Genomic DNA, 25,292 nt, shown 5'->3' with positions numbered 1-25,292 from the left:
TCAGGCGGTTTCGTCCAGCACCCGCACCAGGTCATCGGCGACGTGGTGCCAGCTGCGCAGGTGCGGCCGGGCGTCGGCGATGCGGGCGCGCAGGGCGGCGGTGCCCTCGGGATCGTTTTGCAGCGCGTCGATCCGGTCGGCCAGCTGGTCGGGGCTGTCGGGGTCGAAATAGATCCCCAGATCGCCGCAGACCTCGCGCAGCACCGGGATGTCGGAACAGATCGTCGGGCTGCCCGACCACAGCGCCTCGCCGGGGGGCAGGCCCCAGCCCTCAAGGCGGCTGGCGATGACATGCGACAGCGCCCCGGCATAAAGCGCGTTCAGATCGGTCTGGTTGACGTTCGGATATTCGCGGATCCGGTCGCGCACCGCGTCATAGCGCGGGTCCTGCAGATGGGCGCGGATCGTGTCGCGCGGCTTGCCGGCCAGCACCAGCAGCGGCACGCGCGCGCCGCGCGCCTGCAACGCCACCAGCGCGTCAAAGACGCATTCCAGGTTCTTGCGGCCCAGGTTCTGGCCGACGGTCAGCAGGTAGGGCTCGGTCGGGGGCAGTTGTTCGGGGGCTTCGGTGCCGGCGGGGGTCTCGTGAACCAGAGGCACGGCGCGGACCACGCGGGGCAGGGGCAGGGTGCCACGGGCGGCGAAATCCAGCAGCTCCTGCCGGGTGAATTCAGATACGGTCAGCGCCCGGCCGGCCGCGCGCAGGATGGCCTGGTTGTCATGCAGCACCTTCTTCGGATAGGCGGTGCCCGCCCAGCCGTCGAAATCGTGCAGGGCGAAGAAGTCATGCAGCATCGGCACGAATTCCACCTGGCCCTGCGCGCCCAGCACATCGCCCATGTCGGTCAGCAGCTTGGTCCGCGCGGCCGAGACCACGACCTTGCCGCGCAGGTCCACCGGTTCCAGCCGCAGCCCGGCCGCCCGCCAGCGCCGCCGGTTCAGCGCCCGCGCCCCCGCCCAGACCAGCGGATGCAGCAGGTCGCGCAGCGGCTTGCGGTCCGGGAAAGAGGTCCGCACCCGGATCGGCTTGACCGCGGGCAGGTTCAGCGCTGCCGGATCGCCGCCGGTTTCCGGCAGCCGGAAAAAGCCGCGATGCCCGGGGGACCAGATCGCCAGTTCGACCCGCGCCCCATGGCGGGCCCGCAGCGAACGGCCCAGTTCCGCCACCACGCGCGAGATGCCGTAATACTGCGTCCGCCCCGAGGCATAGAAGAACAGTTCGCTCATGTCGAAGACGATGGGGGTCATGAAAGGGGCACCCTCTGGTGGTTTCGGCCGGGGCCGGGGGATCGGTCCGGCAGACATGAGAATGCCCCACCCTTGCGGGCGGGGCATCCGGGTCCTTGCGTCAGGAAGGGCCGATCACTCGGCGGTTTCTTCCTTCGTCACTTCTTCGCCGGTCTCCTGGTCCACGACCTTCATCGACAGGCGGACCTTGCCGCGATCGTCGAAGCCCACGAGCTTGACGAAGACTTCCTGGCCTTCCTTCAGCACGTCCGAGGGGTGGTTCAGGCGGCGGTTCTCGATCTGGGACACGTGCACCAGACCGTCGCGCTTGCCGAAGAAGTTCACGAAGGCGCCGAAATCGACCAGCTTCACGACCTTGCCCTTGTAGACCTTGCCTTCTTCCGGCTCGGCCACGATCGAGTAGATCATGTCGTAGGCTTTCTGGATCGCTTCGCCATCGGCCGAGGCGATCTTGATCACGCCGTCGTCGTTGATGTCGACCTTGGCGCCCGAAACCTCGACGATCTCGCGGATGACCTTGCCGCCCGAGCCGATCACTTCACGGATCTTGTCGGTGGGGATCTGCATGGTCTCGATGCGCGGTGCGTGGACCGAGAATTCCGCAGCGCCGGACAGCGCCTTGTTCATCTCGCCCAGGATGTGCATCCGGCCTTCCTTGGCCTGCGCCAGGGCGGTCTTCATGATCTCGGGCGTGATGCCCTGGACCTTGATGTCCATCTGCAGCGAGGTGATGCCCGCTTCGGTGCCCGCAACCTTGAAGTCCATGTCGCCCAGGTGGTCTTCGTCACCCAGGATGTCGGTCAGAACCGCGTAGGAGCCGTCGTCTTCCAGCACCAGGCCCATGGCCACGCCGGCCACGGCCGCTTTCAGCGGAACGCCTGCATCCATCATCGACAGCGAGCCGCCGCAGACCGACGCCATCGAGGACGAGCCGTTCGATTCGGTGATCTCGGACACGACGCGGATGGTGTAGGGGAAGTCGGTCGGGGCCGGCAGCACGGCCTGCAGCGCGCGCCACGCCAGCTTGCCGTGACCGATTTCACGACGGCCCGGGGAACCCACGCGACCCACTTCACCGACCGAGTAGGGCGGGAAGTTGTAGTGCAGCAGGAAGTTCGAACGGAAATTGCCGTGCAGCGCGTCGATGATCTGTTCGTCGTCGCCGGTGCCCAGCGTGGTCACGACCAGCGCCTGGGTTTCGCCACGGGTGAACAGCGCCGAACCGTGGGTCCGCGGCAGCAGGCCGGTTTCCGACACGATCGAGCGGACCTGGTTGGTCGCGCGGCCGTCGATGCGGCGGCCGTTCTTCACCACGTCACCGCGCAGGACGCCGGATTCCAGCTTCTTGATCGCGGAGCCGAGGTTCGCATCGGCCAGCTGCTCTTCGGACAGGGTGGCCTTGATCGCGGCGACGGCGGCGGCGACAGCGGACTGGCGCTCCAGCTTGTCGGTGATCGCGAAGGCGGCACGCATCTGCGCTTCACCGGCGGCCTTCACGACCTCGTAGAGGGCCGAGTAGTCCGGGGGGGTGAAGTCGAAGGGTTCCTTGGCGGCTTCCTCGGCCAGGTCGATGATCAGGTCGATCACCGGCTGGATCTGGGCATGCGCGAAGGTCACGGCGCCCAGCATCTCTTCCTCGGTCAGCTCGTAGGCTTCCGATTCCACCATCATCACGGCGCCCTTGGTGCCGGCGACGACCAGGTCCAGACGCTGCTCGGGGTTGCTGCGCAGCCCCTGCATGTCGTCGACCGAGGGGTTCAGCACGTAGTCGCCATTCGAGAAGCCGACTCGGCAGCCCGCGATCGGGCCCATGAAGGGCACGCCCGAGATGGTCAGCGCGGCCGAGGCGGCGATCATGGCGACGACATCGGGGTCGTTGACCAGATCGTGGGACAGCACGGTGCACATCACCAGAACTTCGTTCTTGAAGCCGGGGGCGAACAGCGGGCGGATCGGGCGGTCGATCAGGCGTGCGGTCAGCGTCTCTTTTTCGGTCGGACGCGCTTCACGCTTGAAGAAGCCACCGGGCACCTTGCCGGCAGCATAGTATTTTTCCTGGTAGTGGACGGTCAGAGGGAAGAAGTCTTGGCCTTCCTTCTGCGTCTTGGCGAAGGTCACGTTGGCCATGACCGAGGTTTCGCCCAGCGTGGCGATCACGGTGCCGTCGGCCTGACGAGCAACCTTGCCCGTTTCCAGCGTGAGCGTCTCGTCGCCCCACTGCATCGATTTCGTCGTTACGTTGAACATCAATCGTATCCTGTCTGGAGGCAGTCCCGGGCCCTCCCGGGTCCTCCGTTTGCATGGCGGCCCCATTGCCGCCGACCCCGTCATCAATCCTTCACAGCGCGGGGGTCCTCGCGCTACGTCTCAGATTGCCTCGCGCATACATGAGAATGGCCTCAAATGGAAGCGTGACGGTTGCGCGGGCCCCTCACGGCTTCCGGCGCGGCACCCCCTGCGCTATAAGCCCCGACACCCCCCGACAGGAGCCTTCACGCCGTCATGACCGCCTCTCCCTATACCCCGCCGGGGTTCTACGACAGTGCCATCGCCGAGGGGCGCCACCGCAGCATCGTCGGCGGCCGCTGGGATGAAACCGGGCGCGCCCAGATGGCGATCCTGCGCGACGCGGGCGTGCAGCCTTCGGACTATCTGCTTGATATCGGGGCGGGATCCCTGCGGCTGGGCTGTAAGGCCGTGCCTTATCTGCAGCCCGGGCATTACTGGGCCACCGATGCCTCGCGCGCGCTGATGCTGGCCGGTCACGCGCAGGAGCTGGAGGACCCCGCGCGCCTCGATCCCGTGCATCTGATCGAGGATGCGGGTTTCGCCTTTCCCGGTGTGCCGGATGTGATCACACATGCCATCGCCTTTGCGGTCTTCCCGCATCTGACGGCCGATCACCTGGAAACTGCGCTGAAAGGCCTCACACGTTTTCCGCGACTCGGTCTGGTGATGTTTACCGTTTTCCTTGCGCCGGATGCGGCGGCGGCGGCCGGCAAGGTCCGCCAGCCCGACGGCGTGGTGACCCATCCCGGCAAGCCGCCCTATCACGTGCTGGAGGCCGATCTGCACGCGCTGGCCGCGCGCAGCGGCTGGGGGCTGACCCGTCAGGACCGGATGCTGCCGCGCGGCCAGATCCTGTTCGAGGCCCGCCGGGCCTGACGCTCAGCCCCGGGGGTGACGGCCCTGCAGCGGCCGGACACGGGCGCCGTAATCGGCGCCCGTCAGGCGCAGCAGGACGCGGCGGTCCTGCGGTGGCAGCGCCGCCAGCGCCACCGGACCGGGATAGAAGCTTTCGGCGGGCAGGCCGTCGGCCAGCAGGATCTGGTGCCGGTCGCACATCAGGTGGTGATAGGTCAGGCTGCGCCGCCCCCAGGCGATGCGGATGCCGGGGCCGGACAGGTGCTTGGCCCGCAGCAGGGTGTCGGGCCCCGACAGCACCGCATGTTGCGGCGACAAAAGCACCGCGCGGGTGGCGCCAAAGGCGCCCTCGGGCAGCAGGATCGGGCGGTGGGCAGGGTAACGCCGCAGGCGTTCGGCGCTCATGTGCTGGCGGCCGACCCAGACCAGCGGCTGCGGCCCGTTGTCGAGGGTGCAGACCAGATCGCCGGGCCTCAGTACCTCGACCGGGCGCAGGCCCCGGGGCGTCAGGATGCCGGTGCCGGCGGCAAAGCAGACGGGGATCTGGAAATTGCCGGCCGCCCGGTCCGTCCACATCCCGATCGAGAACGCCCCGTCGGTCGCCGTGAAGGTCATCGACTGGATCGGCTTGGCATCCAGCACGTCCTGGTCGGCATTCTGCGACAGTTCCGTCGCCAGAAAGAAATCGCCCGAAGTGTCCTGGAAGACCACGGCGGTGATCGTCGCGGTGGTGCCGTCGGTATAGGTGATGGTGGCGGTATAGCCTTCGGTGGAATCGAACACCCGGTCCGCGCCGCCGTCGATGGTGAAGGTGTCTGACGCCAGATTGTTGTCGTTGTCGTAATAGCCGGAATTGCCGCCCGAGGCCCCGGTCGAACCGGGTGCGAAGGTATGCACATGCAGCCCCAGCGGATCCGAGGCCGAACCGAAGGTCGTGCCGACCAACGTGCCCTCGCCCTCCAGCGCGTCATTGCCCTCTGTCGGGTCGAGATCGGCGAAATTGCCGAGGTAGATGACACTGAACGTGGTTGCCATGCTGCGGTCCGCCGTTTGCGGCCGCAGTCTAGGCGGGGGCGGTTTCCAGCCGGTGAACGGGGGCCGGAAACGCAAGACGCCCGCTCCTTGCGGAACGGGCGCCGTTGTCGTCGGATGGACGCGCGCTTAGCGGCGCAGGCCCAGGCGCGCGATCAGGTCGGCGTAACGGGCTTCGTCCTTGCCTTTCAGGTAGTCCAGCAGCTTACGACGCTGGGCAACCATCATCAGCAGGCCGCGACGGCCGTGGTTGTCCTTCTTGTGCACCTTGAAGTGCTCGGTCAGGGTCGCGATGCGCGAGGACAGGATGGCGACCTGGACTTCGGGCGAACCGGTGTCGCCTTCCTTGGTCGCGTATTCCTTCATCAGGCGCTGTTTTTCTTCGACGGTGATCGACATCGGGATCTCCTTGGCTAGGGGTGAGGGCACAAGCCGGGATGTCGTCCAGCAAGGTCCATGAACCTCCGGGCGGACCCGGAGATTGCGGGCGGATACAGCAAAACGGCCCGCAGGGGAAGCCGGTTTCCCGCCCGCCGTTCACCCTTTCACCCTTTTTGCCCGGATCGCGCTGCGGGGGGCATTTGCGACTCGGATCCGTCATGCTAGCTGTGGGGGTATGCTTCGTCCCGACCCCAAGATAAGCGAAACCCAACCGGTCATCCGTCAGCTGGACGAGGCCGCGATCAACCGCATCGCCGCCGGCGAGGTGGTCGAACGCCCCGCATCCGCCGTCAAGGAGCTGGTCGAGAACGCGCTGGATGCCGGCGCGCGGCGCATCGACGTGACCATCGCCGATGGCGGCAAGACGCTGATCCGGGTGCAGGACGATGGCTGCGGGATGTCGCCCGAATCGCTGCCGCTGGCGCTGGAACGCCATGCGACCTCGAAGATCGACGGCTCGGACCTGCTGAACATCCATTCCTTCGGTTTCCGTGGCGAGGCGCTGCCGTCGCTGGCGGCGGTGGGGCGGCTGTCGCTGACCTCGCGCGCGCAGGGGTTTGACGCGGCCGAGATCCGGGTTTCGGGCTCGCGCCACGAGGGGGTGCGCCCGGCGGCGCTGAACGGCGGCACCGTGGTCGAACTGCGCGACCTTTTCTATGCCACCCCGGCGCGGCTGAAGTTCCTGCGCACCGACCGGGCCGAGACCCAGGCCGTGGTCGATGTCGTCAAGCGTCTGGCGATGGCGGAACCCTTCGTGGGCTTCACCCTGCGCGATGCCTCTGGCGGAGAGGCGCGGGTGCTGTTCCGCGCCGATGCCGAAACCGGCGATCTGTTCGATGCGCTGCACGGGCGGCTGCAGACGATCCTTGGCCGGGAGTTCGCCGAGAACGCGCTGCGCATCGACGCCAGCCGCGACGGTCTGCACATGACGGGCTATGCCGCGCTGCCCACCTATTCGCGTGGCGCCGCGGTGGCGCAGTTCCTGTTCGTCAACGGCCGCCCGGTGAAGGACAAGCTGCTGACCGGCGCGCTGCGCGCTGCCTATTTCGATTTCCTCAGCCGGGATCGCCACCCGGCCGCGGCGCTGTTTCTGGAATGCGAGCCCGTGCTGGTCGACGTCAACGTCCACCCCGCGAAATCCGAGGTCCGCTTTCGCGATCCGGCGGCGGCGCGGGGGCTGATCGTCTCGGGGCTGCGGCATGCGCTGGCCGAGGCCGGGCATCGTGCCTCGACCACCGTTGCGGGGGCGACGCTGCAGGCCTTCCGCCCGGAACCCGCGCAGGGGTTCGGCGGCACGCCCCCCGATCGCCCCTCCCAGCCGGTGCTGGACCGCGCCGCACAGTGGCAGGCGCCCGCCCAGCCTTTCGTCTATCAGGCGCCCGAACGGCGCGAGGCCCCGGTCAGCTATCGCGGCCTGTCAGAGGCGCTGCCGGACTTCGATACCGCGCCCTCGGCCCGGTTCGACGCCCCCGCCCCCACCCCCGAGCTGGAGCAGCACCCCCTTGGCGCCGCCCGTGCCCAGGTGCACGAGAACTACATCATCGCCCAGACGGCCAACGGCATGGTCATCGTCGATCAGCACGCCGCCCATGAACGGCTGGTCTATGAAAAGCTGAAACGCCAGATGGCGGAAAACGGCGTCGCCAGCCAGGCGCTGCTGATCCCCGAGATCGTCGAGCTGTCGCAACCCGAGGCCGCCCGCCTGCTGGAAGCCGCCGACGACCTGGCGAGGCTGGGCCTGCATGTCGAGGCCTTTGGCGGCTCTGCCGTGGCGATCCGCGAAACCCCTGCGATCCTTGGCGAAATCAATGCCGAGGCGATGCTGCGTGATGTTCTGGACGAACTGAACGATCAGGACGACAGCCTGACCCTGCAGGCCCGGATCGAGGCGATCCTGAGCCGCGTCGCCTGCCATGGCTCGATCCGGTCGGGCCGCCGGATGCAGGTGGCCGAGATGAACGAACTGCTGCGCCAGATGGAGGCCACGCCCCATTCCGGCCAGTGCAACCACGGCCGCCCCACCTATGTGGAGCTGAAGCTGTCGGATATCGAAAGGCTCTTCGGGCGGACATGACGGACACGCTGCTTTCCGACCCGCAGACCCTGCTGATCCTGCTGGGGGCGGGGTTCGTCCTTCTGCTGGGGATGATGCTGTGGGTGGTGCGCGGCACCCGCGCCGCGACAGAACCGGTGATCTGGCAGATGAACCAGCTGGGCCACACGGTCGAGGATCTGGCCCGCGGGCAGGAGCAGCTGGCAGGCCATATTGCCAGCGTCTCGAATTCCCAGACCAACGGGCAGGGGCAGATGCTGCAGACGCTGGAAATGCGGCTGGCGCAGGTGCAGGCGCAGATGGCCGAGCGGCTGCATGAAAACGCCCTGCGCCAGGCCCGCGCCATGGCCGAGATGCAGGAAAAGGTGAACGAACAGCTGCGCGGCGGGTCCGAGAAGACGACGAAATCCCTGACCGAGCTTCAGGCGCGGCTGGCCACCATCGACAAGGCGCAGGAAAACATCACCCGGCTGTCCGGCAACGTGCTGTCGCTGCAGGACATCCTGTCGAACAAGCAGACCCGGGGCGCGTTCGGGGAAATCCAGCTGAACGACATCGTGTCGAAGGCGCTGCCCTCGGACAGCTACACCCTGCAGGCAACGCTGTCGAACGGGCGCCGGGCGGACTGCCTGATCCATCTGCCGAACCCGCCGGGGCCGATCGTGGTGGATGCGAAATTCCCGCTGGAAGCCTATGACATGCTGCGCAACGCCCAGACGCAGGAGCAGAAGGCACGCGCCGCCCAGGCCTTTCGGACCTCGGTGCGCCACCACATCCGGGCGATCTCGGAGCGCTACATCATCGAGGGGGAAACTGCCGACGGCGCGCTGATGTTCCTGCCCTCCGAGGCGGTCTATGCCGAGCTGCACGCGAATTTCACCGATGTGGTGCGCGAAGGCTTTACCGCGCGGGTCTGGATCGTGTCGCCCACCACCTGCATGGCGACGCTGAACACCATGCGCGCCATCCTGAAGGACGCCCGGATGCGCGAGCAGGCCGGGGCGATTCGCAAGACGCTGCACATGCTCTATCGTGACGTCGAGATCGTGGTGGAACGGGTCGGCAAGCTGGAGACCCATTTCGACCAGGCGCGGCGCGACCTGGACGGCATCGGCACCGCCGCCGAGCGCGCCGGCAAACGGGCGCAAAAGCTGGACAATTTCGACTTCGAGGAACTGACCTCGGACGGGGTGACGCCGCTGGAAAGCCTGGGGGCGTCACGTCCCGCGGACTGATCTGATGCAGATCAAGGCGGAAATTCCTGCAAGGTGCAGTAGGGTGTCCTGACTAAAGGAGGATCTGCCATGTTGGAAATCACCGTTCACAAGATCGCCCAGGTGATCCTGATGGCCCGCGAACTGGATCGCGCCGAGGCCGAATTGCGCGCCTTTCTGGAGGCGCTGAACGAAGACGAGCTGGTATCGCTGGTGGCGCTGATGTGGATCGGGCGGGGCGCCTTTGACCCGGACGATCTGGACGAGGCGCTGGAAACCGCCCGCGAAGAGGCCACGACGCCGACGCCGGACTACCTGCTGGGCACGCCGCATCTGTCGGACCACCTGGAGGCCGCGCTGGAGCTGCTGGACCTCTCGGCCCAGGAGGACGAGGACGAGCTGGTCCGCGGGGGCTGATTTCGATCCGCACACGTGCGAAATCCCTTGCGCCTGGCGGCGCGGGGGGCAACCTGGGGCGATGGCCCACGCAGTCTTCATCCAGAATCCGCGGTCGATCTATGACGACCAGCCCGGACGCTCCTACCATTTCCCGCGCCGCTATCTGGGCATGGTAAGGGAAACCGTGGGGGATTGGGTGATCTTCTACGAGGGGCGCCAGGGCGCCCTGGGCTATGTCTCGGTGCAGAAGGTGCTGGGGGTGGATCCCGATCCGCTGCGTGCGGATCATTACTATGCCCGGCTGGCACCGGCGACGCTGTTGGATTTTCCCGAACCCGTGGGCCGTGCCGATCCCGCCGGCCAGGCGTGGGAGCGCAGCCTGCGCGGCCCCGACGGCCGGCCGATGTCAGGGGCGCCAGCGTCAGCGCGGTGCGGCGCCTGTCGCGGCAGGAATTCGCGGCGATCGTGGGGGCGGGGCTGCGCGACAGCGACGATGCCTATGCCCTGCCGCGCTATGCCACGGAAACGCCCGAGATGTTTCCCGGCGTGGCGGACAAAGACCCGGGATTTGGCCATGCCCATCTGGCCGGGGACCGCGACCGGATCCTGGGCGAACGCAAGTACCGCGATCCGGCCTTTCAGAAGATGGTCAAGCGCGCCTACGAGGGGCGCTGTGCGATCTCGGGGTTGTCCTTGCGCAATGGCGGCGGCCGCCCCGAGGTCCAGGCGGCGCATATCCGGCCCGTATCCGAAGAGGGCCCTGACACGGTGCGCAACGGCATTGCCCTGTCGGGAACGCTGCACTGGATGTTCGATCGCGGGCTGATTTCGGTCGCCGAGGATCACCGCATCCTGATTTCCCACAACAAGGTGCCGCCCGAAACTGCCCGGCGGCTGATCGATCCGGGGCAAAAGCTGATCCTGCCGAAGAACCCGCGCCATCACCCGCATCCCGACTACCTGCGTTACCACCGCGAGGAAATCTTTGGCCGCAGCGCCTAGTGCCAGCTGACCTCTCCCAGAAAGATATACCCCGCACCGTAGATCGTCTTGATCAGGCGGGGGTTCTTGGGGTCCTCGCGCAGCTTGGTGCGCAGCCGCGAAATCCGCACGTCCATCGCCCGGTCGAAACTTTCGCCCGCCGCTCCGCCCAGCACCTCCTGCATCAGGGCACGGGACACCAGACGGTTCGGACGTTCCAGGAACAGCCGCAGCACCTCGCCCTCGGCATGGGAAAAGGCGGTTTCCCTGCCCTCTGAATCTTCCAGCGTGAAGCGGTCGAAATGTGCGGTCCAGCCGTTGAATTCGGCAGTCTGGGCGGCCTCGTGGGCGGGACGGTCGCGGCGCAGGCGGGCGCGGACGCGGGCCACGACCTCGGCCGGGTCGAAGGGCTTGATGATGTAGTCGTCGGCGCCCAGCTCCAGCCCGGTCACGCGGTCCTGCACCTGCGCCCGCCCCGAGATGATGATCACCGTCGCGCCCTTTTCCAGCGCCAGCCGATGCACCAGCGACAGCCCGTCGCGATCGGGCAGCGACAGGTCGACCAGGCAGATGTCGGGGGACATGGTCTGCAAGGCGGCCTCGAATTCGGTGGCGCGGCCGAAGCCGCGGGTGCGGAACCCGGCCTCTTCCAGCGCAGCCGACAGCATGGCGCGCACGGCGGGTTCATCGTCGAGGATCGTCACCAGGGGCTGGCTCATGCGGCGGTGGCCTTTTGTTCCAGGAAGGCGGCCAGGGCGGCCGCATCGAAGGGTTTCTTCAGCACCGGGCCCCGGGCGCGGGCGGCGCGGTGCAGCGGATGGTCGGGGCGCAGCGATGTCATCATCAGGCAGGGCGGTGCGCCCTCGGGCAGCTGGTCGAACAGGTCGATGCCGGTGGCGCTGCCCTCCAGCGTCAGGTCCGAAAGGATCAGCGACAGATCGGGCACCGCGCCCACCAGGCTGAGCGCCTCGGGGGCCGAGGCGGCCTCGATCACCGGATAGCCGCGTTCCACCAGCATGTCGCGGATCGAGGAACGCAGCTCGGGGCTGTCCTCGACCAGCAGGACGACGCCGGGGGTGGCGGGGCGCGGCGCCGGGCGCCAGGGTAGCAGCAGCGTGACGCGGGCGCCGTGGTCATTGGCGATCTCCATCTGGCCACCGGATCTTTGGGTCATGTCATGCACCATCGACAGCCCCAGCCCCGATCCCTCGCCGCCCTTGGTGGTGAAGAACGGATCCAGCGCATGGGCCAGCGCCGCCTCGGAAAAGCCGGGGCCGGTGTCGTGGACGACGATGCGCAGCCAGGTGTCGCGGTCGCGGGCTGCGGTGATGCGGATGGAACCCGGCTGCCCGGCCAGCGAATCGCGGGCATTCAGCACCAGGTTCAGCAGCGAATCCTGCAGCATCCCGCCATCCAGCCACAGCCGGGCATCGCCCACCTGATCCTCGACCTCGAAGCGGATGCCTTCGGGCAGGGCGGAACTGGCCAGGGTGGCGAAATCCTTCAGGAACAGGTCCCATTGCGTGGCCGAGGGGCTGTGCTCTCGGCCGCCGGTCATGTCGGCCAGCCGGTTCAGCAGCCGCCCGCCACGCCGCGCCGCGGCAAGGGTGGCGCTGACCATCGGGCGGGCGGGTTCGGGCAGTTCCATCCGTTCCAGCCGCGATTGCAGCCCCAGGATGATCGTCAGAAGATTCGAGAAATCATGCGCCATCCCCGAGGTCAGCTGCGCGGCAAGTTCCCTCTGGCGGGTCTGCAGCAGCGCCTCGCGGGTGCGACTTTCCTCGGTGATGTCCATCGACATGCCATAGGCCCCCCCCGCGCCATCCGGCGTGAACGAGGTCCTGACCCGCCGGGCCGAGCTTTCGATGGTGAATTCGAAGGTGCTGGCGCGGCCCTCGACCAGGGCGGCATCCAGGTAGGGGCGCACCGCGGCATAGGCCTGATCGCCCAGCACCTCGGCCATGGTGAGGCCGACGATATCCTCGGGGATCCCGGGCTTGATCTGCGGCAGGTGGCGGTTGGAATAGGTGTACCGCCGCGCCGGAGAAACATGGCAGATGTGCGCGGGCAGGGTTTCCGTGGTCAGCCGAGAGCGCGCCTCCATCAGCGTCAGCTCGCGCTTGGCTTCCTCCAGCGTGGCGTTCATCGCGATCAGGTTGCGATTCGCGGCCGCCAGGTCCTCGGCCCGGATCAGCAGCTGCTCCGACAGTTCCTCGGATCTGGCGCGCAGCAGGGCCTCCTGGCGCTTGGTCTCGGTGATGTCGGTATAGACGGTGATCCAGCCGCCCTCGGGCAGGGGGGCGCCCTCGACGCCGACGACGCGGCCGTTGGCACGGGTCCGTTCCAGGTAGTAGGGCTGCAACCGCCGCGCCCGCGCCAGCCGGTCGCGCACCGCCTGGTCGATATCCGCGATGGGGCCGTATTCGCCGGCCTCGTAGAGGTGGCGCGTGACCTCGGCAAAGGGCGTTCCGGGCTGGCTGAGCGATTCGGGCAACGAGAACAGACGCCGAAAGCCCTGGTTGCAGAACACCAGGCGCAGGTCTCGGTCATAAATCGACAAGGCCTGCTGGATAAGATTCAGCCCGGCCATCGTCATCAGCTCGCGTTGAGAGGCCGCTGGGCTCATGATGATTTCCTCCGATCCCATGGCTAACGCGGATGACGCCGTCGGGAAAGGGTATGCTGCACAACCTTTGGGCGATTATGCGGCTGCAGCACCCGTAACATTTCGTTAGGATTCGGAAATGTTCCGGCAAAACTTGGCGGTAATTCTTACGTCTGTCAGGGGCTTGGAAGCGAGTTCGGCGCCTTGGCCCACCTTGAGGAGGGTGGTCGATTTTCCAGTTTGGGAGGGCTGGAAAATCAAAGGGAGGAGACGTCGCAGGAGGGAGACTGCGCGCCGCGGGCGGGTCGGACACAGGTCTGGACCCGCCCAGCCGGGCCCGGCGATGGGACTACAGGGAGCATCGCCGGACGTCACCTCCGCAGCCTTTCGGGATTTCACCATACGTTAGAGACTTTTTCGCAGGATGACGCCGCGCGGAGAGGGACGAGTGATCTGTTTGCCAGTGCCGCGCCAGGTCCCGGGTCCGTTCGGATTGCGCTCAGGCGCCCTGGCGGGATGGGCCGGTCAGGCGATTCGGGCGTGCACCCGATGCCGGGCCGGCCCGCTGTGCCTTTCCAGGGCGGGCGGTGCCGCCCCGAATCGGGAGACGGGGATGAACAAGGATAAACGCAAGCTGCTGGCGCTGATCAACGTATTGGCCTGGGGGTGTTTCTGGGTCTTCGGCCTGCTGGCCGTCACCTCGACCGAGCTGAGCCCGGCGAATCAGATCCTGGCGATTGGGCTGGCAGGGGCGGGATTCCTGGTGGGAATCGTCAGCTTCCTGAAGCTGGGGCAGGGGCTGCACCTGCGGCGTCCCGGATCCTGAACACCAGGTCGCAAAAACGAAAAAGAGCCGCCGAAGCGACTCTTTCTGGTAAGTCCTAGCGGGCCTGGTGGCCTTGCTTCAGCCCTGACGGGCTTTGAAGCGACGCTGGGTCTTGTTGATCACGTACACGCGGCCTTTACGGCGCACGACGCGGCAATCGCGATGGCGCTGCTTCAGCGAGCGGAGCGAGTTACGAACTTTCATGTCCTTGTCCTCATGTCGCGGCGCGGCTAGCGCCATTGAAGGTCAGAAGCCGGGACTTGCGTCCCGGCTCCGGTGAAGAGAGTGGTGGGCGATACAAGGATCGAACTTGTGACCCCTTCGATGTCAACGAAGTGCTCTACCGCTGAGCTAATCGCCCACTCTGGCTTAGTTTTCTAACCTCTCCGTTTCCGTTGAGGCGTCGATCACTGCGCCGGTAGAGGGGCGTATAAGGGGAGTCGGAGGGGGGATCAAGGGGCTTTTGACATCCTTTTTTTGGGTTACACTCGAAAGGCATCCGGAGTTGCCATGACGAGTCCCTCATACGACCTCTTCCGCCCTGCGCGTCAGACGACCAGCATGATCTTCGCCTCTCCTCATTCGGGGCGCGATTATCCGCAGGACATGATGGAAAACACCTGTCTGGACAGGCTTCAGATCCGATCATCCGAGGATGCCTTCGTCGATGAACTGTTTGCCTGCGCGCCGGAATTCGGCGCGCCGCTGCTGTGTTCGCGGGCGCCCAGGGCCTATGTCGATCTTAATCGCGGGGTCGATGAACTGGACCCGGCGGTGATCGACGGGGTCCGTCGCCGGGGCCACAACCCCCGAATCGCGTCCGGTCTGGGGGTGATTCCGCGGGTCGTGGCGGGCGGACGGGCGATCTACAGTGGCAAGATCACCGCGGAAGAGGCCGAATCGCGGCTGGATCGCTGCTGGCGGCCCTATCACACCACCCTGCAGACCCTGCTGAACGATGCCCACCGCACTTTCGGAGAGGCGATTCTGGTGGATTGCCACTCGATGCCGCACGAGGCGCTGGATGGCGTGGCGCGAAATGCCCGCCGACGCCCCGAAGTGGTGATCGGCGACAGATTCGGGGCCTCGATTGACGCCTTCCTGGTCGAACGCATCGAAGCGGCCTTTTCGAACGCCGGTTTGGCGGTGGTGCGCAACGCGCCCTTCGCGGGCGCCTATGTGACCCAGCATTACGGCCGTCCCTCGCGCCGGCAGCATGCGGTGCAGATCGAAATCGACCGCTCGATCTACATGGACGAGGCAAAAGTCGAGAAACGTGCCGATTTCGACGCCTTCGCCGCGCTGATTCGCACCGTGGTCTCGGAGATTTCGGGCCTCGGGCGTTCGGATCTGCCGCTGGCGGCCGAGTGATCAGCGCAAAGCCCGGCCCTTGAGGATCGCCTCGGGGCCGAAACGGGCGCGAATCGCGTCGGTGGCGCGTTCCGTCTGGCTGCGCCGGGCGGCGTCCGGGTCCAGCAGGTCGCCGGACGGATCCGCCAGTGTGCCGGTGGCAAGCTCGGTCAGCCCGACGCCGATCAGCCGGAACGGCCCGCGGTCGGCGCAGGTGTCGAACAGCGCCCGCGATTCGCGGTAGATCCGGTCGGCCATCTGCGTGGGGTCGCGCAGCGCATGGCGGCGGGTCAGCAGGGAAAAATCCGCCTGCTTCAGCTTCAGCACCACGACGCGCCCCGCCATGTCCTTGGCCTTGGCGCGGTCGGCCACCTTTTCCGACAGCCGCCACAGATGCCCGTCCAGCAGATCGCGGTCGGCGGTGTCCTCGAAAAACGTGGTCTCGTTCGAGATCGACTTGATCGGCGCATGGGGGGTGACGCGGCGGGTGTCCTCGCCGCGCGCCAGATGCCAGAGGCGCTGACCCATCGAACCGAAGCGCTTCATCAGGTCGCGTTCGTCCCATCGGCGCAGGTCGGCAAAGGTGTAGATCCCGGCACGCTCAAGGGATTGTGCCCCGGCGGCACCCACACCCCAGATCATGCGGACGGGTTTCTCGGCCAGGAAATCCAGCGTCTCGGCCTTGCCGATCACCGAAAAGCCGTGCGGCTTGTCGAGGTCCGAGGCGATCTTGGCCAGGAACTTGTTGTGCGACAACCCGATGGAGCCTGTCAGGCCCAGTTCGTCCCGCATCCGTCGCACCAGCCGGGCCAGCTGGTAGGCGGGCGCATGGCCGTGCAGCCGCGCGGTGCCGGTCAGGTCCAGAAAGGCCTCGTCGAGCGACAGCGGCTCGATGGCGGGGGTCATCTCTTCCATCATGGCGCGAATCGCGCGCGAGGCTTCGACATAGGCCTCCATCCGGGGCTTGATCACCACCGCGTCGGGGCAAAGCTTCATCGCCTGGAACATCGGCATGGCGGATCGCACGCCACGGATGCGCGCCACGTAGCAGGCGGTCGAGACGACGCCGCGCTTGCCGCCGCCGATGATCACCGGTTTCGCCGCCAGCGCCGGGTTGTCGCGCTTTTCGACCGAGGCATAGAAGGCGTCGCAGTCCATATGCGCGATGGATAGCGTGCGCAGTTCCGCATGGGCCACGGTGCGGGGGCTGGCGCAGGCCGGGCAGCGCACCATGCCCCGCGCGGGGGCGGAGAATTCCGTCAGGCAGTCTCGGCAAAGGGCGTCCATGGCGGCGCGGTCTCTGGCATTGGGGCGGGCCCACAGGATAGACCTGAGCCATGAGCTGTGAAACACCGATTCCATCCGAAGTGCTGGACCGCACGCGCGCCTTCCACGGCGCCAAGGCGGTGGTCTTCCTGCCCGAGGGGCTGCCCGTGATGCTGCGGGACGATTACGCCCACATTCCCTTCCCGGATTGCTGGGATTTCCCCGGTGGCGGCCGCGATCCCGGCGAAAGCGTGCTGGATTGCGTGATCCGCGAAGCCCGCGAGGAACTGAACCTGCATCTGCTGCCGCAGGATTTCCTCTATGCCCGGCGCTATGAAAACCTTGGCGAGGGCGAGGTCTGGTTCCTGGCCGCCCGCCCGCGCGTGCCGCAGGCGGAACCGCTGCAGCTGGGCGACGAGGGGCAGTGCTGGTGCTTCATGACCGAGGACGATTTCCTGAAGCACGACAAGGCGATCCCCCGCCTGCAGGCGCGTCTGGCGGCCTATCTGGCGGGGGAGTAGCGGTCAGGGTCAGGCGTTGCGGATCTCGTCCACGATGGCGCGGGCGGCGGCGGCCGGATCCTCGGCGCGCCAGATCGGCCGGCCGACGACGATGTGATCGACGCCATTGCGGATCGCCGAGGCGGGCGTCGCGATGCGCTTCTGGTCATCCAGCGCGGCGCTGGCGGGGCGCACGCCGGGGGTGACGATCAGGCGGCCGGCGGATTCGGGCAGGGCGCGGATGGCGGTGGCTTCCTGCGGCGAGGCGATGACGCCATGGGCGCCGGCCTCGAAGGCGCGGGCGGCGCGGTCCTCGACCAGCTTGGCGATCTCGCCCTCGCGGATCAGGCTGGCATCCAGATCGGCCCGATCGAGCGAGGTCAGGATGGTGACGGCCAGGATCTTCAGGTTCGAACCCGCTGCGCCCTGAACGGCCGCGCGCACCACATGGGGGTCGCCGTGCACGGTCAGGAAATCCAGGTCATATTGCGCGATGCCGCGGACGGCGGCCTCGACCGTGGCGCCGATGTCGAAGAACTTCATGTCCAGGAAGATGCGCTTGCCGTGTTCCTGCTTCAGCTCGTTCGCCAGCGCCAGGCCACCGCCGGTCAGCATGCCAAGGCCGATCTTGTAGAAGGACACGCTGTCGCCCAGCGTCTCGGCCAGTTGCAGCCCGGCAAGGGCGTTGGGGACATCCATGGCGACGATCAGGCGATCATCGGCGGGGGGCAGGGCGTGTTCGGTCATCTGGCTCTCCGTTTTGGCCAGATGCGCCGAGGGGGGGCAGGGCGTCAAGGCCCGCGGCCCTCAGGCCACGCGACGGCGCAGCCGGTCCCACAGGCTGGTGGTGGTCTGCTGCACCAGCGCCGGCAGATCGGCGGGGCCTGTGTAGCTGTCGCGGGGCTTGCGGCTGCGCAGCCGCGTCATGCCGCGTTCATGCCGTCGGGCGGCAAGGGTGGTCAGCGCGGCCTCGGCCTCGGCATAGTCCAGCGTTACCGGCGCCCGCAGTGCAACCGGATAGGTATAGACCCGCCCGGCATCGTAAAGGGTGATGCTGGCCTCGAAGGCGCTTTCGGTTGCGTTGTAGCGGATGGCGGCGATCCGGGTTCTGAACGTCATGTCCTGCCCCTCCTTGACGGGCAATTGCTTGCAGTCGTCGGCCTGTGGATAACCTAACGCGGATTCCCCGGGGCAGTTCCGTTTTAAATGTCGCACCCGCTTGAACCTGCGGGTTTGCCTTCCCATTTCGGCATCGTGAGGTTCCGGAACCGGACACGCCTGTGACAGGGTGCCGGTCAGGGGACGCTTCGACAAAAGGAGAATAACGCCATGGACTTGAGCAAGTTCACGGAGCGGTCGCGCGGCTTCATCCAGGCAGCGCAGACCATTGCCATTCGCGAAAGCCACCAGCGGCTGCTGCCCGAGCACATCCTGAAGGCCATCCTGGATGATGACCAGGGGCTGGCCAGCAACCTGATCCGCAAGGCCGGGGGCGACCCCGAGGCGGTGACGCAGGCCCTCGGGATCGCGATGAAGAAAATCCCGACGGTGACCGGTGACGGCAGCCAGACCTACATGGACAACCAGACCGTCAAGGTCCTGGCCGAGGCCGAAAAGGTCGCCAAGCAGGCCAAGGACAGCTTTGTGCCCGTCGAACGGCTGCTGACCGCGCTCGCGCTGGTGAAATCCGGCGCCAAGGACGCGCTGGAAGCCGGGGGCGTCAGCGCGCAGAAGTTGAACGCCGCCATCAACGAGATCCGCAAGGGCCGTACCGCCGACACCGAAAGCGCCGAAGACACCTTCGAAGCGCTGGAGAAATACGCGCTGGATCTGACCAAGCGCGCCGAAGAGGGCAAGATCGACCCGATCATCGGCCGCGATGACGAGATCCGCCGCGCCATGCAGGTGCTGAGCCGCCGCACCAAGAACAACCCCGTGCTGATCGGGGAACCGGGCGTCGGTAAAACGGCGATCGCCGAGGGCCTTGCCCTGCGCATCGTCAACGGCGACGTGCCCGAATCCCTGCGCGACAAGCGCCTGCTGGCGCTCGACATGGGCGCTTTGATCGCCGGGGCCAAGTACCGGGGCGAGTTCGAGGAACGCCTGAAAGCCATCCTGAAGGAGGTCGAATCCGCCGCCGGCGAGGTGATCCTCTTCATCGACGAGATGCACACGCTTGTCGGCGCCGGGAAAACCGATGGCGCGATGGATGCGGCGAACCTGATCAAGCCGGCGTTGGCGCGCGGTGAGCTGCACTGCATCGGGGCGACGACCCTTGATGAATACCGCAAATATGTCGAGAAGGACGCGGCCCTGGCCCGGCGGTTCCAGCCGGTGCAGGTGGATGAACCCACCGTTGAGGACACGATTTCCATCCTGCGCGGTATCAAAGAGAAATACGAACTGCACCACGGCGTGCGGATCAGCGACTCGGCGCTGGTGGCGGCGGCGACGCTCTCGCATCGCTACATCACCGACCGCTTCCTGCCCGACAAGGCGATCGACCTCGTGGACGAGGCCGCCAGCCGGTTGCGCATGGAGGTCGACAGCAAGCCCGAGGAACTGGACGCGCTGGATCGCCAGATCCTGCAGATGCAGATCGAGGCCGAGGCCCTGAAGAAGGAAGACGACGCGGCCTCTGCCGACCGGCTGGAAAAGCTGGAACGCGAGCTGGCCGAGCTGCAGGAACGCGCCGACGAGATGACGGCGAAATGGCAGGCGGAACGCGACAAGCTGGCCGGTGCCCGCGATCTGAAGGAACAGCTGGACCGGGCGCGGGCCGATCTGGACATCGCCAAGCGCAATGGCGACCTGGCGAAGGCGGGCGAGCTGGCCTACGGCATCATTCCCCAGCTTGAAAAGCAGGTGGGCGAGGCCGAAAGCCACGAGGCCGAGGGCGTCATGGTCGAAGAGGCCGTCCGCCCCGAGCAGATCGCCCAGGTCGTGGAACGCTGGACGGGCATCCCCACCGCGCGGATGCTGGAGGGCGAGCGCGAGAAGCTGCTGCGCATGGAAGAGGGTCTGCACAAGCGGGTCATCGGCCAGAACGCCGCCGTGCGCGCCGTGGCCAATGCCGTGCGCCGCGCCCGGGCCGGGCTGAACGACGAGGGGCGTCCGCTGGGCAGCTTCCTGTTCCTGGGTCCGACCGGCGTCGGCAAGACCGAGCTGACCAAGGCGGTGGCCGAGTTCCTCTTTGACGACGACAGCGCGATGGTGCGCATCGACATGTCCGAGTTCATGGAGAAACACTCGGTCGCGCGGCTGATCGGGGCCCCTCCGGGCTATGTGGGCTATGACGAAGGCGGCGTCCTGACCGAGGCCGTCCGGCGCAAGCCCTACCAGGTCGTGCTGTTCGACGAGGTCGAGAAGGCCCACCCGGACGTGTTCAACGTCCTGCTGCAGGTCCTTGATGACGGCGTGCTGACCGATGGTCAGGGCCGCACCGTGGACTTCAAGCAGACGCTGATCATCCTGACGTCGAACCTTGGGGCCCAAGCGCTGAGCCGTCTGCCCGACGGGGCCGATGCCGGCGAGGCACGCCGCGAGGTGATGGAAGCGGTGCGGGCGCATTTCCGCCCCGAGTTCCTGAACCGTCTGGACGAGATCACCGTGTTCGACCGGCTGGGCCGCAAGGACATGGACGGGATCGTCGACATCCAGATGGCGCGTCTGGTTAAGCGTCTGGCCGCCCGCAAGATCCGGCTGGAGCTGTCCGAGGACGCCCGTACCTGGCTTGCGGACAAGGGCTATGACCCGGTCTATGGTGCGCGTCCGCTGAAACGGGTGATCCAGAAGGCCCTGCAGGACCCGCTGGCCGAGGCCCTGCTGGCCGGCGAGATCAGGGACGGCGATGTCGTGCCGGTGAGCGCAGGGGCCGAGGGGCTGTTGATCGGCAACCGGGTCGGGACCTCGGATCAGCGGTCTCCGGATGTGGCGACGGTGCACTGACCGGCGCAGGTGCTCCCAGGCCCTTCGTTGCCTGAAGGCGATTCTGCCTTAAGACAAGGCGGCGCTCCGGCGCCGCCTTGACGCATTTTGCGTCTTTGTGTCGGGAGCAGGTCAATTGCGTATTTCTGCAATGGTCACGACCAATATTGGACGTATACCGATAACCGGCTGGATGGCTCCCCCCTCGATCCCCATCCGGCCAACCGGGCCTCATCGGAGTGAATGAGGCCCAACCGCTCTGTCCGGCAGTCGCCGCGGCGACATTGGCGTCAGGTATTGCCTGTTTCTTGACGGGGTAGTGTCGCACGCGTCTGTTCGGCGCCGCATGGAGCGGGTCGGGGCTGGTCTGGGCCTGGCCGGGCCTTCAGATCAGCCCCAGACGCAACGCGATCGCGATGGCATGGGATGTCGTGCGGGCAAACAGCTTGGTGCGCGCCTGGCCCAGATGATGCGCCACGGTGCGGTCGGCAATCCCCATCTGATCGGCGATCTGCTGGACCTGGAGGCCCTCGGCCGTCAGCAGCAGCACGTCACGTTCCCGCAGATTCAGGTCATAGTAGTCACGGGCCACGTCGCCGGGATCCAGGCGACTTCGGAAATGGTCCAGCACGGTCCTTATCCTTGGTTCGAACTGCAGGTAATGGGTGTCGTGCCCCTTGGGGGCGATGCCGCGACCCTGCATCAGGCTGACGCCGGTCACCAGCTGGCCGCGGCCCATCGGGCGTTCTTCCAGCCGGAAGGTCACGCCTGATCGCAGCCCGTAGCCGTCGGCGATCTCGGAGAAGCGGCGGTAGGGGGCGGGCATGGCCTTCAGGGCGCTCGGGTCAAAGATCTCGGACCAGAACTTGTGCCCGCGCGAGGTCGCCGCGTGGTCGATCAGCGGATCGGCCTCGAAGATGCGGTCGCGGGCATAGGCGGCGCGCATCGCCGGATCGGTGGTCGAGTGGTTGGCGTAGCCCGACCGCTGCCCGGTCTCGCCGATGTACATCTGCGCATAGATATAGGTGCCGTAGCCCAGCTGGCCCAGCTCGTCTCCCAGGACGGAAAAGATGTCGTCGGTGGTGGCGGCGGCGGCAAAGCGCGCGTCCAGGTCAAAATGAAGGTGGGGCAGGGAGGTCATTTCCGCAATCGTTCGCAAATGCGTGCCGGGTTCAAGGGCATTCGCGTGCCTGTCGCGGCATTTGCCGCGAAGCGTGCCCATGATGGCGCTATCGGGGTTTGCGGATGGTGGCCGGGGGCGGAAACTGCCGGTTGAAGACCCAAATCGCCTGAGCAATGGTGCGCCTATCCGAGCAACGCTGATAAACAGGAACAGCGATGAACTTCGTATCTCCGATCCTCGAATGGCTTGTCATTCTTTTCGTGCTGGCCATGGGGGCGCTGACCCTGTCCGTGGTTGTGATGTTCCTTCTGGACGTCTCGCAGCGAGAGGACGCCATTCGCCGCAATTACCCGCTGATCGGGCGGTTCCGCGGCCTCTTCACCAAGCTGGGAGAATTCTTCCGCCAGTACTTCTTTGCCATGGACCGCGAGGAAATGCCCTTCAACCGCGCACAGCGCGACTGGGTGTATCACTCGACCACCGGCGCCGATAACACCATCGCCTTCGGGTCCACCCGGAACCTGTCGATCCCCGGCACGCCGATCTTCGTGAACGCCGTCTTCCCGCCCCTGGATGACCAGTTCGCCTCGACCAAGCCGATGATCATCGGGCCCCATGCCCGTCACCCCTACAACGCGCCCTCGATCTTCAACATCTCGGGGATGTCCTATGGGGCGCTTTCCGGGCCCGCCGTCGAGGCCCTTAGCCTTGGGGCGGAAAAGGCCGGGATCTGGCTGAACACCGGCGAGGGCGGCCTGTCGCCGCATCATCTGAAGGGCAATGCGGATCTGGTCTATCAGATCGGCACGGCAAAGTTCGGCGTGCGCGACCATGACGGCAACCTGAGCGACGACAAGCTGCGCGCCATGGCCTCGAGGCCGCAGATCCGGATGTTCGAGCTGAAGCTGGCGCAGGGCGCCAAGCCCGGCAAGGGCGGCATCCTGCCGGCCGCCAAGATCGACAAGGAAGTGTCCGAGATCCGCGGCGTGCCGATGGGCAAGGATGCCGTCAGCCCGAACCGCCACAAGGAGATCGACGATTTCGGCGACCTGCTGGATGTCATCGCCCATATCCGCGAGGTGACCGGCAAGCCGGTGGGCTTCAAGACGGTGATCGGCTCGTCCGATGCCTACGAGGAACTGTTCAGGATGATCCTGGCGCGGGGTCCCGAAGCCGCGCCCGATTTCATCACCATCGACGGCGGCGAAGGCGGCACCGGTGCCGCGCCCATGCCGCTGATGGACCTGGTGGGGATGCCCCTGCGCGAGGCGCTGGTGCGCATGGTCGACCTGCGCGACCGTCACGGGCTGAAGGAACGCATCCGCATCATCGCCAGCGGCAAGCTGGTGAACCCCGCCGACGTGGCCTTCGCGATCTGCGCAGGTGCCGACTTTGTCGTCTCGGCCCGGGGCTTCATGTTCTCGCTCGGCTGCATCCAGGCGCTGAAGTGCAACAAGAACACCTGCCCCACCGGCATCACCACCCATGATCCGCACCTGCAGCGGGGCCTGGTGGTGCAGAAGAAATACGTCAAGGTCGCCAACTACGCCAAGGCCGTCATCAAGGAGGTCGAGACCATCGCCCACTCCGTCGGCGTGCGCGAACCGCGCGAGATGCGCCGCCGCCACGTGCGTCTGGTGCAGGCGGATGGCAACTCGGTCCAGCTGCGCCGGCTCTGGCCCTCGTTCGAGGAGGTCGCGGATCCGCGCAAGCTGCCGAACGCCGCTCCGGTCGAGGCGCCGGATCGCGCATAGGAGGAGTATTGTTTCATCCGTGCACGCAGACGTTATCAGGTCTCATTTTGTTGAAACCGATCTCTGCGTTACCTCGTATCCTTAGGTGAGGATATCAGGAGGTCCCCCATGGCACGGAACTGGAACGGTACGCTGACCGAGAACGACGTGACGCCAGAGGCCCTCTGGCTGAACCGTCGGCAGATCATGGCGGGGCTCGGGGGGCTCGGCCTGGGATCCATCGGGGGCGCGGCGATGGCGGCGCCCTCGGACCTGAAGGCCACGGCCTATGACGACATCACCCATTACAACAACTACTATGAATTCGGGGTCGGCAAGGAGGACCCGTCGGACTATTCCGGCGGCTTCGTCACCAAACCCTGGACGATCGAGATCAACGGCCTGGTCGACAAGCCCGGCACCTATGCCCTGGAGGACCTGCTGAAGGGCCGCCAGATCGAGGAACGCCTCTACCGGCTGCGCTGCGTCGAGGCCTGGTCGATGGTGATCCCCTGGAACGGCTTCCAGCTGTCGGATCTGCTGGGGCAGGTGGGGGTGCAGTCGGGGGCGAAATACGTGGCCTTCGAGACCGCCCTGAAACCCGATCAGATGCCCGGCGTCAGTCGCGCCGTGCTGGACTGGCCCTACCGCGAGGGGCTGCGGTTGGACGAGGCGATGCATCCGCTGACTCTGCTGGCCACCGGGATCTACGGCAAGGATCTGCTGAACCAGAACGGCGCCCCGATCCGTCTGGTGGTGCCGTGGAAATATGGTTTCAAGTCGATCAAGTCGATCGTGCGGATCACCCTGCAGGCGGATCAGCCCTTCACCTCGTGGAAGGATGCGAACTATCGCGAATATGGCTTCTATTCCAACGTGAACCCGCAGGTCAGTCATCCCCGCTGGTCACAGGCGACCGAGCGCGTGATCGGATCGGGCCTGATCCCCAAGCGCCGCGAGACCGAGATGTTCAACGGCTATGGCGACGAGGTCGCCAGCCTTTATGCCGGGATGGACCTGAAGGCGAACTACTGACCCGTGGGGCGGTGCCGAAGACCACCGTATGCATCGCGCGTCCCGGCACCCCGGGGAAGATCCCCACGCCAACCCGTGCGGGCCAGAATAGGATCGTCATGAGGCGACGATGGCGGGCGATGTCGCCCCGGCGCGCGGCCAGGATGGCCATGGGCCGCGATACCAGCGTCAGCAGGTGGATCGGGCTGAGCGGCCCGATCCTCCAGAAGCCATGGATGAAGAAGCTGCTGAGGGCGATCCCCGCCATCAGCCCCGCCCAGATCCGGCCGATAATCCGGCGCACACCCGTGCCGCGCGGCGGAATCATCCGGGCGATTCCCAGAAGCAGCGCCGCCAGCGCGTGCCGCGTGACCACCGGCCCCGCCGCGTACAAAGGAGCAAATGACATGCAAAAGCCCTCCGAAATCCGGGATGC

General features: G+C 66.6%; 24 protein-coding genes and 1 tRNA gene (1 of these 25 running past the window's edge). 12 read left to right on the top strand and 13 right to left on the bottom strand.

What is annotated here, in order from left to right:
• Positions 1 to 1,248 (bottom strand): glycosyltransferase, encoded by a 1,248-nt coding sequence (locus AC2ITM_RS16410; RefSeq protein ID WP_486467694.1) that lies wholly within the window; start codon positions 1,246 to 1,248, stop codon positions 1 to 3.
• 114 nt (positions 1,249 to 1,362) lie between these two features.
• Positions 1,363 to 3,495 (bottom strand): polyribonucleotide nucleotidyltransferase, encoded by a 2,133-nt coding sequence (pnp, locus tag AC2ITM_RS16405; protein WP_486467693.1) that lies wholly within the window; start codon positions 3,493 to 3,495, stop codon positions 1,363 to 1,365.
• 255 nt (positions 3,496 to 3,750) lie between these two features.
• On the opposite strand from pnp, the gene AC2ITM_RS16400 reads away from it, so the two are divergent.
• A complete protein-coding gene (locus tag AC2ITM_RS16400; protein ID WP_486467692.1) occupies positions 3,751 to 4,413 on the top strand; it encodes a class I SAM-dependent methyltransferase in 663 nt (220 codons plus the stop codon).
• Positions 4,414 to 4,416: 3 nt separating this feature from the next.
• Here the strand turns inward: AC2ITM_RS16400 and AC2ITM_RS16395 are convergent, their stop codons facing one another.
• Both AC2ITM_RS16395 and rpsO read right to left on the bottom strand, forming a co-directional pair.
• The gene (locus tag AC2ITM_RS16395; RefSeq protein WP_486467691.1) at positions 4,417 to 5,427 is read right to left on the bottom strand and encodes a Hint domain-containing protein; all 1,011 of its coding nucleotides are present in this window, start codon (positions 5,425 to 5,427) and stop codon (positions 4,417 to 4,419) included.
• 126 nt (positions 5,428 to 5,553) lie between these two features.
• Positions 5,554 to 5,823, bottom strand: coding sequence for a 30S ribosomal protein S15 (rpsO, locus tag AC2ITM_RS16390; protein ID WP_486467690.1), 270 nt, complete (start codon positions 5,821 to 5,823; stop codon positions 5,554 to 5,556).
• Between the two features lie 217 nt (positions 5,824 to 6,040).
• Between rpsO and mutL the strand changes: the two genes are divergently transcribed.
• From mutL to AC2ITM_RS16370, 4 genes are all read left to right on the top strand, one after another.
• On the top strand, positions 6,041 to 7,939 hold the full coding sequence (mutL, locus tag AC2ITM_RS16385) for a DNA mismatch repair endonuclease MutL (RefSeq protein ID WP_486467689.1): 1,899 nt from the start codon (positions 6,041 to 6,043) through the stop codon (positions 7,937 to 7,939).
• Positions 7,936 to 9,153 carry a DNA recombination protein RmuC gene (locus AC2ITM_RS16380; protein ID WP_486467688.1) on the top strand — a complete coding sequence of 406 codons (1,218 nt, stop codon included), beginning with the start codon at positions 7,936 to 7,938 and terminating at the stop codon, positions 9,151 to 9,153. Before mutL ends, AC2ITM_RS16380 begins: the two co-directional genes overlap by 4 nt.
• A gap of 69 nt (positions 9,154 to 9,222) precedes the next feature.
• A complete protein-coding gene (locus tag AC2ITM_RS16375) occupies positions 9,223 to 9,549 on the top strand; it encodes a DUF3775 domain-containing protein (protein WP_486467687.1) in 327 nt (108 codons plus the stop codon).
• Positions 9,550 to 9,960: 411 nt separating this feature from the next.
• Entirely contained in the window at positions 9,961 to 10,533 is a 573-nt protein-coding gene (locus tag AC2ITM_RS16370; RefSeq protein ID WP_486467686.1) for an HNH endonuclease, read from the top strand.
• Here AC2ITM_RS16370 and AC2ITM_RS16365 read toward each other — a convergent pair.
• Together AC2ITM_RS16365 and AC2ITM_RS16360 are read right to left on the bottom strand one after the other, a co-directional pair.
• Entirely contained in the window at positions 10,530 to 11,231 is a 702-nt protein-coding gene (locus AC2ITM_RS16365; protein ID WP_486467685.1) for a response regulator transcription factor, read from the bottom strand. The genes AC2ITM_RS16370 and AC2ITM_RS16365 overlap by 4 nt on opposite strands.
• Complete coding sequence (locus AC2ITM_RS16360; RefSeq protein ID WP_486467684.1) at positions 11,228 to 13,138, bottom strand: hybrid sensor histidine kinase/response regulator; 1,911 nt, start codon at positions 13,136 to 13,138, stop codon at positions 11,228 to 11,230. Before AC2ITM_RS16360 ends, AC2ITM_RS16365 begins: the two co-directional genes overlap by 4 nt.
• 592 nt (positions 13,139 to 13,730) lie before the next feature.
• Between AC2ITM_RS16360 and AC2ITM_RS16355 the strand changes: the two genes are divergently transcribed.
• On the top strand, positions 13,731 to 13,943 hold the full coding sequence (locus AC2ITM_RS16355) for a hypothetical protein (protein WP_486467683.1): 213 nt from the start codon (positions 13,731 to 13,733) through the stop codon (positions 13,941 to 13,943).
• Between the two features lie 78 nt (positions 13,944 to 14,021).
• On the opposite strand, the gene ykgO is transcribed toward AC2ITM_RS16355, so the two are convergent.
• Together ykgO and AC2ITM_RS16345 are read right to left on the bottom strand one after the other, a co-directional pair.
• Positions 14,022 to 14,147 carry a type B 50S ribosomal protein L36 gene (ykgO, locus tag AC2ITM_RS16350; RefSeq protein ID WP_010141322.1) on the bottom strand — a complete coding sequence of 42 codons (126 nt, stop codon included), beginning with the start codon at positions 14,145 to 14,147 and terminating at the stop codon, positions 14,022 to 14,024.
• A gap of 82 nt (positions 14,148 to 14,229) precedes the next feature.
• Positions 14,230 to 14,304: transfer RNA gene (locus tag AC2ITM_RS16345), tRNA-Val, on the bottom strand.
• 149 nt (positions 14,305 to 14,453) lie between these two features.
• Here AC2ITM_RS16345 and AC2ITM_RS16340 point away from each other — a divergent pair.
• Positions 14,454 to 15,314 (top strand): N-formylglutamate amidohydrolase, encoded by an 861-nt coding sequence (locus AC2ITM_RS16340; protein WP_486467682.1) that lies wholly within the window; start codon positions 14,454 to 14,456, stop codon positions 15,312 to 15,314.
• Here the strand turns inward: AC2ITM_RS16340 and AC2ITM_RS16335 are convergent, their stop codons facing one another.
• Positions 15,315 to 16,580: a DNA polymerase IV gene (locus AC2ITM_RS16335; protein WP_486467681.1), complete on the bottom strand. Its 1,266-nt coding sequence runs from the start codon at positions 16,578 to 16,580 to the stop codon at positions 15,315 to 15,317.
• Positions 16,581 to 16,630: 50 nt separating this feature from the next.
• Here AC2ITM_RS16335 and AC2ITM_RS16330 point away from each other — a divergent pair, with 50 nt between their 5' ends.
• Positions 16,631 to 17,080 carry an NUDIX domain-containing protein gene (locus AC2ITM_RS16330; protein WP_486467680.1) on the top strand — a complete coding sequence of 150 codons (450 nt, stop codon included), beginning with the start codon at positions 16,631 to 16,633 and terminating at the stop codon, positions 17,078 to 17,080.
• A 9-nt stretch (positions 17,081 to 17,089) separates the two neighbouring features.
• Here AC2ITM_RS16330 and pyrF read toward each other — a convergent pair whose 3' ends face one another.
• Entirely contained in the window at positions 17,090 to 17,806 is a 717-nt protein-coding gene (pyrF, locus tag AC2ITM_RS16325; RefSeq protein WP_486467679.1) for an orotidine-5'-phosphate decarboxylase, read from the bottom strand.
• Between the two features lie 60 nt (positions 17,807 to 17,866).
• Entirely contained in the window at positions 17,867 to 18,178 is a 312-nt protein-coding gene (locus AC2ITM_RS16320; protein ID WP_486467678.1) for a hypothetical protein, read from the bottom strand.
• A 210-nt stretch (positions 18,179 to 18,388) separates the two neighbouring features.
• Here AC2ITM_RS16320 and clpB point away from each other — a divergent pair, with 210 nt between their 5' ends.
• Positions 18,389 to 21,007 carry an ATP-dependent chaperone ClpB gene (gene clpB / locus AC2ITM_RS16315; protein WP_486467677.1) on the top strand — a complete coding sequence of 873 codons (2,619 nt, stop codon included), beginning with the start codon at positions 18,389 to 18,391 and terminating at the stop codon, positions 21,005 to 21,007.
• 364 nt (positions 21,008 to 21,371) lie between these two features.
• On the opposite strand, the gene AC2ITM_RS16310 is transcribed toward clpB, so the two are convergent.
• Positions 21,372 to 22,127, bottom strand: coding sequence for a helix-turn-helix transcriptional regulator (locus tag AC2ITM_RS16310; protein ID WP_486467676.1), 756 nt, complete (start codon positions 22,125 to 22,127; stop codon positions 21,372 to 21,374).
• Positions 22,128 to 22,324: 197 nt separating this feature from the next.
• Between AC2ITM_RS16310 and AC2ITM_RS16305 the strand changes: the two genes are divergently transcribed.
• Entirely contained in the window at positions 22,325 to 23,863 is a 1,539-nt protein-coding gene (locus tag AC2ITM_RS16305) for an FMN-binding glutamate synthase family protein (RefSeq protein ID WP_486467675.1), read from the top strand.
• Between the two features lie 108 nt (positions 23,864 to 23,971).
• On the top strand, positions 23,972 to 24,877 hold the full coding sequence (msrP, locus tag AC2ITM_RS16300; RefSeq protein ID WP_486467674.1) for a protein-methionine-sulfoxide reductase catalytic subunit MsrP: 906 nt from the start codon (positions 23,972 to 23,974) through the stop codon (positions 24,875 to 24,877).
• Here the strand turns inward: msrP and AC2ITM_RS16295 are convergent.
• Positions 24,813 to 25,265 carry a DUF2306 domain-containing protein gene (locus tag AC2ITM_RS16295; protein ID WP_486467673.1) on the bottom strand — a complete coding sequence of 151 codons (453 nt, stop codon included), beginning with the start codon at positions 25,263 to 25,265 and terminating at the stop codon, positions 24,813 to 24,815. The genes msrP and AC2ITM_RS16295 overlap by 65 nt on opposite strands.
• On the opposite strand from AC2ITM_RS16295, the gene msrQ reads away from it, so the two are divergent.
• On the top strand, positions 25,264 to 25,292 hold the 5' end (the start) of the coding sequence (gene msrQ / locus AC2ITM_RS16290; RefSeq protein WP_486467672.1) for a protein-methionine-sulfoxide reductase heme-binding subunit MsrQ. It continues 661 nt past the right edge of the window; 29 of the gene's 690 nt are visible here — the first part of the coding sequence; it begins with the start codon at positions 25,264 to 25,266; its stop codon lies beyond the right edge, outside the window. The two genes, AC2ITM_RS16295 and msrQ, sit on opposite strands and share 2 nt — an antisense overlap.

Source organism: Pseudooceanicola sp. NS-SX9 (assembly GCF_057380705.1).
Note: the sequence above shows the minus strand (reverse complement) of the source record. Positions and strands in the feature narration are given on the sequence as shown.

Excerpts from the sequence above, each read along its gene's own strand:
- AC2ITM_RS16410 (WP_486467694.1), bottom strand. The coding sequence starts at position 1,248 with ATGACCCCCATCGTCTTCGACATGAGCGAACTGTTCTTCTATGCCTCG.
- pyrF (WP_486467679.1), bottom strand. The coding sequence starts at position 17,806 with ATGACCGAACACGCCCTGCCCCCCGCCGATGATCGCCTGATCGTCGCC.
- ykgO (WP_010141322.1), bottom strand. The coding sequence starts at position 14,147 with ATGAAAGTTCGTAACTCGCTCCGCTCGCTGAAGCAGCGCCATCGCGAT.
- AC2ITM_RS16310 (WP_486467676.1), bottom strand. The coding sequence starts at position 22,127 with ATGACCTCCCTGCCCCACCTTCATTTTGACCTGGACGCGCGCTTTGCC.
- AC2ITM_RS16365 (WP_486467685.1), bottom strand. The coding sequence starts at position 11,231 with ATGAGCCAGCCCCTGGTGACGATCCTCGACGATGAACCCGCCGTGCGC.
- AC2ITM_RS16380 (WP_486467688.1), top strand. The coding sequence starts at position 7,936 with ATGACGGACACGCTGCTTTCCGACCCGCAGACCCTGCTGATCCTGCTG.
- AC2ITM_RS16305 (WP_486467675.1), top strand. The coding sequence starts at position 22,325 with ATGAACTTCGTATCTCCGATCCTCGAATGGCTTGTCATTCTTTTCGTG.
- rpsO (WP_486467690.1), bottom strand. The coding sequence starts at position 5,823 with ATGTCGATCACCGTCGAAGAAAAACAGCGCCTGATGAAGGAATACGCG.
- AC2ITM_RS16320 (WP_486467678.1), bottom strand. The coding sequence starts at position 18,178 with ATGACGTTCAGAACCCGGATCGCCGCCATCCGCTACAACGCAACCGAA.
- AC2ITM_RS16400 (WP_486467692.1), top strand. The coding sequence starts at position 3,751 with ATGACCGCCTCTCCCTATACCCCGCCGGGGTTCTACGACAGTGCCATC.
- AC2ITM_RS16375 (WP_486467687.1), top strand. The coding sequence starts at position 9,223 with ATGTTGGAAATCACCGTTCACAAGATCGCCCAGGTGATCCTGATGGCC.
- clpB (WP_486467677.1), top strand. The coding sequence starts at position 18,389 with ATGGACTTGAGCAAGTTCACGGAGCGGTCGCGCGGCTTCATCCAGGCA.
- AC2ITM_RS16360 (WP_486467684.1), bottom strand. The coding sequence starts at position 13,138 with ATGAGCCCAGCGGCCTCTCAACGCGAGCTGATGACGATGGCCGGGCTG.
- AC2ITM_RS16340 (WP_486467682.1), top strand. The coding sequence starts at position 14,454 with ATGACGAGTCCCTCATACGACCTCTTCCGCCCTGCGCGTCAGACGACC.
- msrP (WP_486467674.1), top strand. The coding sequence starts at position 23,972 with ATGGCACGGAACTGGAACGGTACGCTGACCGAGAACGACGTGACGCCA.
- AC2ITM_RS16355 (WP_486467683.1), top strand. The coding sequence starts at position 13,731 with ATGAACAAGGATAAACGCAAGCTGCTGGCGCTGATCAACGTATTGGCC.
- mutL (WP_486467689.1), top strand. The coding sequence starts at position 6,041 with ATGCTTCGTCCCGACCCCAAGATAAGCGAAACCCAACCGGTCATCCGT.
- AC2ITM_RS16335 (WP_486467681.1), bottom strand. The coding sequence starts at position 16,580 with ATGGACGCCCTTTGCCGAGACTGCCTGACGGAATTCTCCGCCCCCGCG.
- pnp (WP_486467693.1), bottom strand. The coding sequence starts at position 3,495 with ATGTTCAACGTAACGACGAAATCGATGCAGTGGGGCGACGAGACGCTC.
- AC2ITM_RS16330 (WP_486467680.1), top strand. The coding sequence starts at position 16,631 with ATGAGCTGTGAAACACCGATTCCATCCGAAGTGCTGGACCGCACGCGC.
- AC2ITM_RS16295 (WP_486467673.1), bottom strand. The coding sequence starts at position 25,265 with ATGTCATTTGCTCCTTTGTACGCGGCGGGGCCGGTGGTCACGCGGCAC.
- AC2ITM_RS16395 (WP_486467691.1), bottom strand. The coding sequence starts at position 5,427 with ATGGCAACCACGTTCAGTGTCATCTACCTCGGCAATTTCGCCGATCTC.